Origin of the sequence: Faecousia intestinalis (assembly GCF_040096185.1) — a bacterium.
Classification (GTDB): Bacteria; Bacillota; Clostridia; order Oscillospirales; family Oscillospiraceae; genus JAZOXB01.
The window spans coordinates 1-12,610 of record NZ_JBBMFF010000210.1 but is presented as its reverse complement, the minus strand read 5'-3'; the positions used below and the strand labels follow the sequence as shown (position 1 = coordinate 12,610).

General features: G+C 63.1%; 10 protein-coding genes. 6 read left to right on the top strand and 4 right to left on the bottom strand.

Annotated features, from left to right (window positions below; all coding sequences use genetic code 11):
- The first annotated feature begins 99 nt into the window (after positions 1–99).
- Genes dnaX through recR form a run of 3 tightly spaced genes read left to right on the top strand, consistent with a single transcriptional unit; the run spans position 100 to position 2,668 of the window.
- On the top strand, positions 100–1,689 hold the full coding sequence (gene dnaX / locus WMO66_RS07415; protein WP_349135778.1) for a DNA polymerase III subunit gamma/tau: 1,590 nt from the start codon (positions 100–102) through the stop codon (positions 1,687–1,689).
- Positions 1,690–1,724: 35 nt separating this feature from the next.
- The gene (locus tag WMO66_RS07410) at positions 1,725–2,069 is read left to right on the top strand and encodes a YbaB/EbfC family nucleoid-associated protein (RefSeq protein ID WP_349135776.1); all 345 of its coding nucleotides are present in this window, start codon (positions 1,725–1,727) and stop codon (positions 2,067–2,069) included.
- Entirely contained in the window at positions 2,069–2,668 is a 600-nt protein-coding gene (gene recR / locus WMO66_RS07405; RefSeq protein WP_349135775.1) for a recombination mediator RecR, read from the top strand. The genes WMO66_RS07410 and recR overlap by 1 nt, the downstream gene beginning before the upstream one ends.
- Before the next feature lie 57 nt (positions 2,669–2,725).
- Here recR and WMO66_RS07400 read toward each other — a convergent pair whose 3' ends face one another.
- The 4 genes from WMO66_RS07400 to WMO66_RS07385 form a co-directional block, all read right to left on the bottom strand.
- Entirely contained in the window at positions 2,726–3,601 is an 876-nt protein-coding gene (locus tag WMO66_RS07400) for a DegV family protein (RefSeq protein WP_349135773.1), read from the bottom strand.
- Between the two features lie 5 nt (positions 3,602–3,606).
- Positions 3,607–4,239, bottom strand: coding sequence for a TetR/AcrR family transcriptional regulator (locus WMO66_RS07395; protein ID WP_349135772.1), 633 nt, complete (start codon positions 4,237–4,239; stop codon positions 3,607–3,609).
- Positions 4,240–4,356: 117 nt separating this feature from the next.
- Complete coding sequence (locus tag WMO66_RS07390) at positions 4,357–5,085, bottom strand: heparan-alpha-glucosaminide N-acetyltransferase (RefSeq protein WP_349135771.1); 729 nt, start codon at positions 5,083–5,085, stop codon at positions 4,357–4,359.
- Entirely contained in the window at positions 5,082–6,791 is a 1,710-nt protein-coding gene (locus WMO66_RS07385) for a class I adenylate-forming enzyme family protein (protein WP_349135770.1), read from the bottom strand. Before WMO66_RS07385 ends, WMO66_RS07390 begins: the two co-directional genes overlap by 4 nt.
- Before the next feature lie 466 nt (positions 6,792–7,257).
- Between WMO66_RS07385 and WMO66_RS07380 the strand changes: the two genes are divergently transcribed.
- From WMO66_RS07380 to ligA, 3 genes are read left to right on the top strand one after another with little or no spacing between them, the layout of a single operon-like run.
- Positions 7,258–9,618, top strand: a complete 2,361-nt coding sequence (locus WMO66_RS07380) for an ATP-dependent helicase (RefSeq protein WP_349135769.1) — start codon at positions 7,258–7,260, stop codon at positions 9,616–9,618.
- Positions 9,619–9,666: 48 nt separating this feature from the next.
- Positions 9,667–10,311 carry a sporulation protein YunB gene (gene yunB / locus WMO66_RS07375; RefSeq protein WP_349135768.1) on the top strand — a complete coding sequence of 215 codons (645 nt, stop codon included), beginning with the start codon at positions 9,667–9,669 and terminating at the stop codon, positions 10,309–10,311.
- On the top strand, positions 10,308–12,284 hold the full coding sequence (gene ligA, locus WMO66_RS07370) for an NAD-dependent DNA ligase LigA (RefSeq protein ID WP_349135766.1): 1,977 nt from the start codon (positions 10,308–10,310) through the stop codon (positions 12,282–12,284). Before yunB ends, ligA begins: the two co-directional genes overlap by 4 nt.
- Positions 12,285–12,610: the final 326 nt, after the last annotated feature.

Sequence of the window (12,610 nt, the reverse complement as noted above, 5' to 3'; positions counted from 1 at the left end):
AAACGCGCGGAAGGGACGCCCCTCCCGCGCGTTTTTTTGCACCGGCGCGATTGCAATTTGCGCCGTTTTCGCGTATACTATGCACTGGGAGATGATGACATGTATCAGGCACTTTACCGCAAATACCGCCCGCAGACCTTTGACGACGTCGTCGGTCAGCAGGGCGTGACCCAGACTCTGAAGAATCAGCTCCAGACCGGCCGCCTGAGCCATGCCTATCTGTTCACGGGCACGCGCGGCACCGGCAAGACGACCTGCGCCAAAATTCTGGCCAAGGCTGTGAACTGCGAAAATCCGCAGGACGGCAACCCCTGCAACCGCTGCGCCGCCTGCCGGAGCATCGATGCGGGCGCGTGCATGGATGTGCTGGAGATCGATGCCGCCTCGAATAACGGCGTGGACAGCGTCCGTGCCCTGCGCGACGACGCCGTCTATACCCCGGCGGAGGTCAAAAAGCGTGTGTATATCATCGACGAGGTGCATATGCTCTCGCTGAGCGCGTTCAACGCCCTGCTCAAGATCATCGAGGAGCCGCCGGAGCACCTGCTGTTCATTCTGGCGACGACGGAGCTGCATAAGGTGCCGGCCACGATCCTGTCGCGCTGCCAGCGCTTCGCCTTCCGGCGCATCGTGCCGGAGGATATCGTGGGCCGTCTGAATTATATCGCCTATCAGGAGAGCATCGAGCTCGAGCCGGATGCGGCTGCGTTTCTGGCGCGGCTGGCAGACGGCGGTCTGCGCGATGCGGTGAGCCTGCTCGACCAGTGCGCCTCCGCTGCGCAGGGCGCGGTGACGGTCGACGAGGCCTGCAAGGTCCTCGGCCTTGCGGGCGCGCGGCAGACGGCGGCGCTCATGGAGGCCGTCGGGAAGCATGATGCGGCTGCGGCGCTTTCTATTTTCAACACGCAGTATGCCGAGGGCAAGGACCTCGGCGCCATGCTGGACGAGCTGTGCGCCGTGGCGCGCGATCTGCTCATCCTGCGCACGGCCCCGCAGGCCGGGATCCAGATGATCTCCGGCATCTGCACGCCGCAGGAGCTGCGCACGCTGCAGCCGCTGCTCAGCCCGGGGGAGCTGCTGCGCATCACGGCCGTCCTGCGCGACACGGCAGCGGGCTTCAACGCCAGCGCGAACCGCCGCATCGACGCCGAGCTCTGCCTTGTGCGCCTGTGCGAGCCGGAGGCCAGTCTGGATGCCGAGTCGCTCAATGCCCGCCTGTGCCGCGTGGAGGAGCGTCTGGCGCGCGGTGTCGTGCCCGTCGCTGCTGCACCGCAGCAGGAGGAGCAGGCGCAGCAGGAAACCGCAGCGCCGGAGGAGCCGGAGACGGCCCCGGAGCCGCAGCAGCCTGCACCGTCCGAGGCCCCGCCGGGCTTCTGGCCGGAGCTTGTCAAGCGGCTGAAAACGACGCTCCCGCTGCCGGAGCAGGCCATGTTCTCCATGCAGGACAATGCGCCGGTGCGCGGTACGCTGCACGGGGACGTTCTGGAGCTGCAGACGGAGACGGAATTCGTGCGGAACCTCATCAACAAGCCGGAGGTCCTCCGGCCGGTGGCGGATGCCGCCACGGCCCTGCTGGGCAGGTCCGTGCGGGTGCGCATCGCCTCCGGTAAGGCAGAGAAGCCGAACGAGGGCTTCGCGCGGCTCGTGAGCTTCGGGGAGGAGCACCCGGAACTGGTCGAACTGAAGTAAGAATAAATTCCAACTTGAAAAAGGAGAATGTCACTATGGCAAAAGGCGGTTTCCGCGGCCCGATGGGCGGCGGCATGAACATGAACATGATCAAGCAGGCCCAGAAAATGCAGCAGGACATGCTGAAAATGCAGGAGGAGCTGGAGGTCAAGCAGTATGAGGCTGCTGCGGGCGGCGGCGTGGTCAAGGCCGTCGTGAACGGCAAGCACGAGGTCGTCTCCCTGACGATCGACCCGGAGGCCGTGGACCCCGAGGACGTCGAAATGCTGCAGGATATGGTCGTCGCCGCGGTGAACGAGGCCATGCGCAAGGCCGAGGCTGAGGCGTCACAGAATATGTCCCGCCTGACCGGCGGCCTGAATCTCGGCGGCCTGTTCTGATGCGCGTTTTTCCCGCCGCATTGGAGCGGCTGACAGAACAGTTTGCCAAGCTGCCGGGCATCGGCGGCAAGACGGCGCAGCGGCTGGCGTTCTACTTACTCTCCCAGCCGCAGGAGGAGGCGGAGGAATTCGCCGACGCCCTGCTCGAGGCGCGGAAGTCTGTCCACCTGTGCCCCGTGTGCCAGAACCTGACGGACCGTGACATCTGCCCCATCTGCGAGGATGAGGAGCGTGACCACGGTCTCGTCTGCGTCGTGGCGGAGCCAAAGGATGTTGTCGCCATGGAGCGCGCCCGGGAATACCACGGCGTGTACCATGTGCTGCACGGCGTGATCTCCCCGCTGAATCAGGTCGGCCCGGACGATCTGCGCATCCGCGAGCTGCTTGAGCGCGTCGGCAAGGGCGGCGTGCGCGAGGTCATCATGGCCACGAATCCGGACACGGAGGGTGAGGCGACCGCCATGTACCTTTCCCGCCTGCTGCGCCCGCTGGAGGTGCGCGTGACGCGCCTTGCCTATGGCATCCCCGTCGGCAGCCAGCTGGAGTATGCCGACGAGGTCACGCTGCTGCGCGCGCTCGAGGGCAGAAGAGACATCTGAAAAAAACGCTGCGATCCAACCGGGGACCGCAGCGTTTTTTCTATCATTTTATGGGCCTCAGCGCTCCGTTCCGAGGAAGAACAGGGCCAGTGTGCCGGGGCCGGAGTGCGCACCGATGACCGGGCCGACGTAGTTGATCTCGATACGCGGGACGTGCAGACGGCGGCGGACCTCCTGAGCCAGGAATTCCGCGTCTGCAAGGCAGTCACCGTGGCTGATGAAGACGGTCTGCTTTTCCGGCTCAATGGCGCTTCTCTCCATGCGGTCGACCAGTGCAAGGATGGAATTTTTGCGGCCGCGGGCCTTCGAGACGTTGATGAGGTGGCCTTCGTTGTCCACATGAAGCACGGGCTTGATGCCGAGCGCGCTGCCGACGAGGGCCGTCGCCGCCGAGACGCGGCCGCCGCGCTTCAGGAAGAACAGATCGTCGACCGTGAACCAGTGGCACAGGTGCAGGCGGTTGTCTTCAGCGTACTTTGCAGCCTCCTCCAGCGTTGCGCCGTGCTTCAGCTCCTGCACGGTCAGCCAAACCAGCAGGCCCTGACCCATGGAGGCGCACAGCGTGTCGACCGTCAGAACCTTCCGCTCGGGATAGCGCTCGCGCAGCTCCTGCGCGGCGATCTCGGAGGCGCTGTAGGTGCTGCTCAGACCGGATGAGAAGCCGAGATACAGCACGTCCTTGCCTTGCTCCAGATGGCGGGACATTGCCGTGAGGAACGTTTCGACGTTCGCGGCCGCGGTCTTGGCGTTTGCGCCGCTGCGCAGCATGCCGTAAAACTCGCTGGTTTTGATCTCGCGCTCATCCGGATAGTCCAGGAAGGTCCGGTCGCCGCAGTTGACACTCAGCGGGATGATATCCACGCCCAGCTCCTGCTCCAGTGCCGGATTCAGGTCAGCAGAGGAGTCGGTCATCACAACATAATTCTTTTCCATCGTTCTTACCTCCCGGAGTTCTTTACATAATACAGAAGGATCTCCGCAGACGAGCGGATGATCTTCATTTGTGTTGCTTCGTCGATCAGAATGCGGAAATTGACGCCGCCCGTGAGCAGGTTCACGAGATTGAGGTAGACCATCTCAAGATCGAGGTCGCGGCGGACGGAGCCGTCCTCCATGCCGCGCACGAGCGCCTCGCGTCCCGGTTTGTCCAGCCCGGTCGCCACGGGGCGGCTGAAGCACATGTAGCGCACGGATTCCGTCAGCTGCTCGCGCAGGGCGTAGAACGCCATGTCCTGCAGAAAGCGGATGTATTCCGGATGGGCCTCGTAGGTATCGATATATGCGCCCAATACGCGGGAAAACGTCTCATAACCGTTCTCCGGCGCACCGCTCCGGGCGGCCTCGCAGCGCGCACTGTGCTCGGCGAGATATGCGTCGAGCAGATGATTGGCGACGGCGACGGCAATGGCCTGCTTGCTGCCGAAATAGCGGTAGACGGACATCGGTGTCAGATCGGCGTCCTCGGCGATCTCGGCGATGGTGGTCTTGTCAATGCTCTGGGCGAGGAAGCGCCCCTGTGCCGCCCGAATGACGGCGGCGCGGTTCTGCTCGCGCAGCTCCTTTTGGGTCATAAGGCACCCCAGCTTTCTGATAGTATCACTATCTATCTGTGATACATTATAACAAAACGGCGCGGGCCTGTCAACACTTCCGCGTTGAGCAGACCCGCGTCAAATCGGGAATATGGTTCAGCCGAAGATCAGGATCGTGCCGATGGTCAGCACGGGCTGATGCAGCATGTAGATGAGCAGCGAATGCCGCCCGCAGAACGAGAAAAAGCGGATGACGGGATTTGCGGCGTTCACGCGCGGCAGCAGGCTCTGCTTTTTGCGGTAGGCGGTGCGGCCGATGACCGCGCCGAGCAGGAACCAGCCGAAGCCCGGCAGCAGCGGGAAATAGTCGCCGCCGCAGTAGAAGCCCTGTGCGCGCAGACCGAGCGGGAACAGGAAATTCACGGGGATACAGAATGACTCGAACCAGACGCCGAGCGCCACGAAGCTCACACCCAGCACGGCCAGCGCCCACACCGGCAGCCGCTTGAACAGCGGGAAGAGCATCATGCACACACCGAGCATATGCAGGATGCCGAACCAGATGAGCATATCGTCCGGAAAGTTCAGGACTTGCACCATAAAAAACGTGACATACGAGATTACAAGGGCCGCGCCGAACACATACACGCCGCGCTGAAAGCTGCGCGAGGCCAGCGTAGCGCACAGACCGGAGAGCAGGATGAACAGAATGTGGCCGTACTGCCGGCAGAACAGAAACCAGCCGGGCAGGTCAAAGGCAAACCCGCCGAAGGCGCTCAGGTCCCAGAAGGCGTGGATGGCGACCATGCACAGGATGCACAGCCCGCGCAGGGCATCCAGCTCCCAGATGCGCTGCTTTGCGGGCAGAGAGGTTTCATTTGTCATGCGTTCTGCTCCTTTTCCGCTTCCTCCTCCAGCATGCGGTAAGCGACCTTGCCGACAAGCGTTTTGGGAAGCTCCTCCCGGAATTCGATCTCGTAGGGCATGGCATATTTTGCGATGCGCTTGCGGCAGTAGGCCATCAGGTCCTGCCGGACTGCTTCCGTCGGGGCGACTCCCGGCTTCAGCACGACGAAGGCCTTGACCTTCTGCATTTTATAGGGATCCTTCACGCCGATGACGCACGACAGCAGAACGTTTTCGTTGCCGTCGATGATATTCTCCAGCTGGCTTGGATAGACGTTGTAGCCCGAGGTGATGATCATGCGCTTGATGCGCTGGCGGAAGTAGACGAAGCCGTCTGTATCCATGCAGCCGAGGTCGCCGGTGTGCAGCCAGATGCGGCCGTCGTTGTGCCGCTGCAGAACGAGCGCCGTCTCCTTCGGATTGTCGAGATAGCCGAGCATGACCGTCGGGCCGGACAGGCAGATCTCGCCCTCCTCGCCGGGGGCGACCTCCTCCGTTGTACCGGGGCGGACGATCTTATAGAAGGTGTCGGGGAAGGGAATGCCGATGGAGCCGTCGCGCGCGGTGTCGACCGGCGTCAGGCAGCTGGCGGTGACGCACTCCGTCGTGCCGTAGCCCTCGCGGATCTGCACCTTGGCATTGTGCGCGCGCAGGAAGGCGTCGACCTTGTGCTTCAGCTCCACGGACAGCGAGTCGCCGCCGGAGAATACGCCCATGAGGAACGACATGTCGAGCTTTTCCAACCCGGTCGTGCGCAGCAGAGCCTCGAACAGCGTCGGCACGCCGGGAATAAAGTTCGGGTGCTTTTTGCGCAGCAGGTCGGCATAGGTCCGGATGTTGAAATTCGGCACGAGGATGCAGCAGGCTCCGCCGACGAGCGCCGTGTGGATGCCGATGCCGAGGCCGAAGCCGTGAAACACGGGCATGACGGAGAGCATTGTGCAGCCGCGGATGCTTTCATAGCCGCTGGCTGCGATGGTCTGCAGCGCAAGAGCGTTGAAATTGTAGCTGGAAAGGCAGATGCCCTTCGTCGTGCCGGTCGTGCCGCCGGAATAGAGGATGCTGGCGCAGGCATCGCACTGGCCGTCGTCCGGCGGAAGCGTACCTGCGGCTTTGCGCAGCAGGTCCGTCCAGAGCGTATAGCCCTCCTGCGGGAGCTTCGGTGTTTTGCGGCCCTGCGTCAGGTCATAGCCGAGGCGCATGAGCGGCTTCAGCTCCGGCTGCAGGCGGGCGATCCAGAGCTTCGGCTTGCGCTTGGCCCGTGCGGCGGCCGCGGCTACCTTGCCGTAGAAGCGATCGAGCGTTAAAATGGCCTGACTGCCCGAGATATCGAGGTAGAAGCGGATCTCCTCCTCGGCGGACAGGGGATGGATCATATTGGACACGGCCCCGATGCGATTGAGTGCATAGAAGCAGTCGAGCGCCTGCGGCGTGTTCGGCATGCAGATCGTCACGCGGTCGCCCGCGCGGATGCCTGCGGTGTAGAGCGCGAGGGCGGCGCGGTCGATGCGCGCCAGAAAATTGCGGTAGCTCGTTCTGCGGCCCATGAACTCATAGGCGGGCAGATCCGGGCATTCCCGCGCGGTCTGCGCGACGAGCTGGTAGATGGTCAGGCGCGGATAATTCAGCGTGCGGGGAATCGCACCGTAATAATTCAGCCACGGTGCTTCTGCAGAGATCGGCATAGGCTTGCCTCCTGAAATCGGTTTTCCTCATTATAGCAGAGAATTACCGGAAAGAAAAGGTACAATCGACGTCAAATGTCAGGCCGCCCGGAAAGAGCAAGTGATATTCCGGGCTTTGCCCGGAGTGATATTTTCCTATTCGGAAAGTGATATAAAAGCCTCTCGGTTTTTGTGATATTATATTCGCCCGTTAAACTGCCGCAGGCAATATCACGATGCGAAGTATCCTATCACTGTCCGAAGGACAATTTCACTCGCTGTCAGGCGAATATAACTGAGGCGCACTTCCTTCCAGAGTGCGCCTCTCGGCAGGGCATTTTTATTTTGCGGGTGTGCTGCTGTGGCCGGGCAGCAAAATCGGGCTTTCTTTTTTCGCGCGGATGTACTAAAATATAAGGGTAAAAACAAGGATAAACCATTTCGCCCTACAGCCGATTCGGCGGGGGCTTCTCGACAGGGAGTAATTATGACACAGGAACTGGAGCAGCGCTTTTGCGCCGCACGCAGAGATTATATCGCCTCGCGCTTTTCGCGCATGAATCCGCGTCAGCTCGAGGCTGTTCTGACCACGGAGGGGCCGCTCCTGCTGCTGGCCGGCGCCGGCAGCGGCAAGACGACCGTTCTCATCCACCGCATCGCCAATCTGATCCGTTATGGCTGCGCCTCCGACAGCACGGAGGTTCCGCCGGATGCCGTGCCGGAGGACATCGATTTTCTGGAGGAGCAGGCAAAATACCCAACGGAGGAGGGCGTGCAGCGGGCGGATGCCCTCTGTGCCCTGCGCCCGGCAGCGCCGTGGAGCATTCTGGCCATCACCTTCACGAACAAGGCGGCAAATGAGCTGCGCGAACGCCTGACGGACCTGCTCGGCCCGGAGGCGAACGACGTCTGGGCCATGACGTTCCACTCGGCCTGCTGCCGCATCCTGCGGCGCGAGATCGAGCGCCTCGGCTATGACCGCAGCTTTACGATCTACGACACCGCGGATTCCGAGCGCGTGATGAAGGACCTCCTTCGTGAGCGCGGGCTGGACGAGAAGACATTCCCGCCGCGCGCCGTCCTCACGCAGATCTCCCGCCTGAAGGACCAGATGCAGACGCCGGAGGAGTTTCTGGCCTCCGTCAACTCGGATTACCGCCTGAAGTGCATCGGCCAGCTCTACGCGTCCTACCAGAGACGGCTGCAGGAGGCAAACGCCGTTGATTTTGATGACATCATCCTGCTGACGGTCCGCCTGCTGCAGGAATATGAGGACGTGCGCGACCACTATCAGCGCAAGTTCCGCTATGTCCTCATCGACGAGTATCAGGATACGAACCACCTGCAGTATCTGCTGGCCTCGCTGCTGGCCGGCCGGCACGAGAATATCTGCGTCGTCGGTGACGATGACCAGAGCATCTATCGCTTCCGCGGCGCGACGATCGAGAACATCCTGAATTTTGAAAACGAGTATCAGGGCGCGCGCCTCATCCGGCTGGAGCAGAACTACCGCTCGACGCAGTCCATTCTGGATGCGGCCAACGCCGTCATCGCCAACAACCGCGGCCGCAAGGGCAAGAAGCTCTGGACCGAGAACGGACAGGGGGACCGCGTGCGCATCTATGAGGCCTCTGACGGCGTGGAGGAGGCCAACTACGTCGCAAACCGCATCCTGACGGATTCCCACGGCCGGAATTACGGCGATTTCGCCGTGCTCTACCGCATGAACGCGCAGTCGAACGCGCTGGAATATGCCTTCAAGCGAAACGGCATCCCGTATCGCATCATCGGCGGCACGCGCTTCTTCGACCGCGCGGAGGTCAAGGACATGCTGGCCTATCTCTGTCTCATCAACAACCGTGCGGACGATCTGCGCCTGCGCCGCATCATCAATCAGCCGCCGCGCGGCATCGGCGGCAAAACGCTCGAGGTCATCGAGCGCCAGAGCGCGGCGGAGGGCCGCCCGCTGTATTCCGTGCTTTGCAATGCCCGCTCCTATCCCGCGCTGGAGCGGGCCGAGGGCAAGCTGCAGCAGTTCGCGGAGCTGATCGAGTCGTGCGCGGAGCTTTCCCGCACGATGCCGCTGCCGGAATTCTACGACGAGCTGCTCATCCGCACGGGCTACGCCGCCATGCTCGAGCAGAAGGGCGATGTGGAGAGCCGCACCCGTCTCGAGAACGTGCGCGAGCTGCGTTCCTCCATCCTGACGTATCTGGAGAATGCGGATGCGCCGAGCCTCAGCGGCTTTCTGGAGGAGATCGCGCTCTATACCGACATCGAGCAGTATGACCGCACGGCGGACGCCGTCGTCATGATGACGGTGCACTCGGCCAAGGGTTTGGAATTCCCGGAGGTCTATCTTGTCGGTGCGGAGGACGGCCTGTTCCCGAGCGCCCGCGCCATCGGCGAGCCGGAGGAGATGGAGGAGGAGCGCCGCCTGTGCTATGTGGCTATCACGCGCGCCAAGCGCCGCCTGACCATCACCTGCGCGCACCAGCGCATGCTCTACGGCCGCACAACGGTCAGCCGTCCGTCCCGCTTCCTTGCGGAGATCCCGGAGGAGCTTGTCGAGCGCAAGCAGCACACGCAGCCGCGCTTCGTGCAGCAGGCCAAGCCGCGCCCGCGCCCGACCATGCCCCACAGCGACACGCTCGGCTCGCACCATGCATCCGGACCTGTGATCGACTTCCGCAAGGGCGACACGGTCGAGCACGACGTCTTCGGCCGCGGCCTTGTGCTGTCCGTCCTGCCGACGGGCAATGACAAAATGCTCGAAATCGCCTTTGACCAGATCGGCACGAAGCGCCTGATGGCAAACTTTGCCGCCTCGCGCATGAAGAAGCTATAAACATACCACGCCCGCGCCCCGCATAAGCTGCAGGGGGTGGTGGGCAGAATGACATTTGTGCAGCGGAACCGCTTGCGCGCGGCGCTTGCCGTGCTGCTGGCGGCGGTCTCGGTCCTTGTGCTGCTGACGCGGCTTCACTATGCGCCCGTGCTGGCGCAGCTGGCGGCGCTGCAGCTGGATAATCAGGCCTCGGCGGCCATCAACGACGCCGTGCAGGACACGCTCACGGCGGAGGAGATCACCTATGACAAGCTCGTCGAGCTGGAGAAGGATACGCAGGGCAATGTCACGGCCGTGCGGTCGAACGTGGCGGGGCTGAACCGCTTCCGCACGGCGCTGACGGCCCGGATCGACGAAAATCTCGCGGACCTGTCCGTTGAGGAGCTTGGCATCCCGGTCGGGAGCGTCGTGCTGCCGGAGCTGTTTTCTGGCATGGGGCCGCGGCTGGTCGTGCGCGTGCTGGCCGTACGGACCTCGGACGCCGCGTTCCGGAACCGCTTCAGCACGGTCGGGATCAACCAGACACTGCACCAGATTTTTATCGATATTCACGTTACGGTCACGATCCTGTCGCTGGCCGGTACGCAGGAGCTCGCCGTCGATGTGACCGTCCTTGCGGCGGAGACCGTCATCGTCGGCAATGTGCCGTCCACCTACATCGGGCTGGGCGGCCCGGAGGAGGAAGGAACATGAACCCACGCGAAGAGATCGCGCACCTGACCGAGGTGCTGGAGCGGGCGAACCATCAGTACTATGTGCTCGATGCGCCCGAGATGGAGGATTATGAATATGACCGGCTGCTGCGGCGGCTGGAGGAGCTGGAGGCCGCGCATCCGGAGCTGGCATCGCCGCTCTCGCCCACGCGCCGGGTCGGCGGCGAGGCGCTGAGCAAGTTTGAAAAGGTCGAGCACGCCGTGCCGCTCGAGAGTCTGCAGGACGTGTTCTCGCCGGACGAGGTCCGCGAGTTTGACGGCCGGGTGCGCGAGAGCGTGCCGGACGCCGTCTACAGCGTCGAGCCGAAGGTCGACGGCCTGTCCGTTGCGCTGGAATATGTGGACGGCGCGTTCGTCCGCGGTGCAACGCGCGGCGACGGCCGCATCGGCGAGGACGTGACGGAGAATCTCAAGACGATCCGCTCCATTCCCATGCATCTGGACGGCGCGCCGCACCGTCTCATCGTCCGCGGCGAGGTCTTCATGCCCCGCGCGGTCTTCGCGCAGCTCAACGAGGCGCGCGAGGAGGAGGGCAAGCCGCTGTTTGCCAATCCACGCAATGCCGCAGCGGGCAGCCTGCGCCAGCTCGATCCCGCCGTGGCGGCGGAGCGGAGGCTGGACATTCTCGTCTTTAACCTCCAGCTTGCCGAGGGGCGGGAGTTCACGTCGCACATCGAGACGCTGGAATTCCTGCAGGCGCTGCGCTTCCATGTTATCCCGCACACGCGCTGCGCCACGGCGGATGAGGCCCTGCGGCGCATTGCCGGGATCGGCGAGACACGCGACGGCTTTGCCTTTGACATCGACGGCGCGGTGGTCAAGCTCGACAGCCTGCCGCAGCGTGCGCAGCTCGGCAGCACGGCGAAATTCCCGCGCTGGGCCTGCGCCTATAAATATCCGCCCGAAATTCGTGAGACCCTTGTGGAGGACATCGTCGTGCAGGTCGGGCGGACCGGCGTCCTGACGCCGCGCGCTGTCGTCAGCCCCGTCCGGCTGGCGGGCACAACGGTCACAAGCGCAACACTCCACAATCAGGACTTCATTTCCGAAAAGGATATCCGCATCGGCGACACCGTCACCATCCGCAAGGCGGGCGAGATCATCCCGGAAATTCTTGCGGTCGTGCCGGAGAAGCGCCCACAGGACGCCGTGCCGTTCCGTCTGCCGTCCGTGTGCCCCGTCTGCGGCGCGCCGGTCGAGCGGGACCCGGACGGTGCGGCCATGCGCTGCACGGGTGCGGAATGTCCGGCCCAGCTCAGCCGCAACATCGCGCATTTTGTTTCGCGCGGCGCCATGGATATCGAGGGCCTCGGCGAGGCCATTGTGGACCAGCTCATCGCGGGCGGCCACATCCATTCTCCGGCGGATATCTACTACCTGCAGCTGGATGACCTGAAGAGCCTCTGGAAGAGCGGCACGCGCGCCGCACAGAAGCTGCTGGACTCCATCGCGGCCAGCCGCAGCGCCGATCTCAGCCGCCTGATCTATGCGCTCGGCATCCGGCAGGTCGGCGAAAAGGCCGCCAAGGTGCTTGCGCGCACGTTTGGCTCCATGGACGCGCTCATGCAGGCGGACGAGGCCGCGCTCACGCAGGTCAGCGACATCGGGGCCATCACGGCACAGAGCATCGTGTCGTGGTTTGCAAGCCCGCAGTCGCAGCACATGCTGCGCCGCCTGCGCGAGGCAGGCGTGAATTTTGAGAGCACGGCCGCGCCGGCGGACGACCGCTTTGCGGGCATGACATTCGTGCTCACGGGCGCTCTGTCGCTGTTCACGCGCGATGAGGCCACGGAAAAGATCGAGGCGCACGGCGGCAAGGCCTCCGGCTCCGTCTCGAAGAAGACGACGTATGTCGTGGCAGGCGAGAATGCGGGCAGCAAGCTGCGCAAGGCAGGCGAGCTTGGGATCCCTGTTCTGACGGAGCAGCAGTTCCTCGATATGCTGCAGGAATAAAACAGCTTGTCAAAAAATCCCTTCGGACTTTTTCGCCAAGCTGACCCTGACGGTTTCCTTTTCCACTTTTCTTCCCGGCGTAATTTTCGGCTGGGCAGGTTTTTGACAGTCTGAAAAACACATGACGCCCCCGTGCCGCATAGGATAGAGCACGGGGGCGTATAATTTTTCCGGCCCCGTGGGACAATATGATTACCCGCGGTACTTAGAGGAAGCTCTGCATAGATCAGCTGCGGCGGATGCCGGATATTTTTCGTCAATCCATCGGTATGAAAAACTTGAAATATTGCGCAGCCGTTGGCGGCTTTGCCGCCTTACGGATGCGG

Bases quoted from the DNA above. Each gene is read 5' to 3' on its own strand.
- WMO66_RS07390 (WP_349135771.1), bottom strand. From the start codon at position 5,085: ATGACAAATGAAACCTCTCTGCCCGCAAAGCAGCGCATCTGGGAGCTG.
- WMO66_RS07380 (WP_349135769.1), top strand. From the start codon at position 7,258: ATGACACAGGAACTGGAGCAGCGCTTTTGCGCCGCACGCAGAGATTAT.
- recR (WP_349135775.1), top strand. From the start codon at position 2,069: ATGCGCGTTTTTCCCGCCGCATTGGAGCGGCTGACAGAACAGTTTGCC.
- WMO66_RS07385 (WP_349135770.1), bottom strand. From the start codon at position 6,791: ATGCCGATCTCTGCAGAAGCACCGTGGCTGAATTATTACGGTGCGATT.
- WMO66_RS07395 (WP_349135772.1), bottom strand. From the start codon at position 4,239: ATGACCCAAAAGGAGCTGCGCGAGCAGAACCGCGCCGCCGTCATTCGG.
- WMO66_RS07410 (WP_349135776.1), top strand. From the start codon at position 1,725: ATGGCAAAAGGCGGTTTCCGCGGCCCGATGGGCGGCGGCATGAACATG.
- WMO66_RS07400 (WP_349135773.1), bottom strand. From the start codon at position 3,601: ATGGAAAAGAATTATGTTGTGATGACCGACTCCTCTGCTGACCTGAAT.
- ligA (WP_349135766.1), top strand. From the start codon at position 10,308: ATGAACCCACGCGAAGAGATCGCGCACCTGACCGAGGTGCTGGAGCGG.
- dnaX (WP_349135778.1), top strand. From the start codon at position 100: ATGTATCAGGCACTTTACCGCAAATACCGCCCGCAGACCTTTGACGAC.
- yunB (WP_349135768.1), top strand. From the start codon at position 9,667: ATGACATTTGTGCAGCGGAACCGCTTGCGCGCGGCGCTTGCCGTGCTG.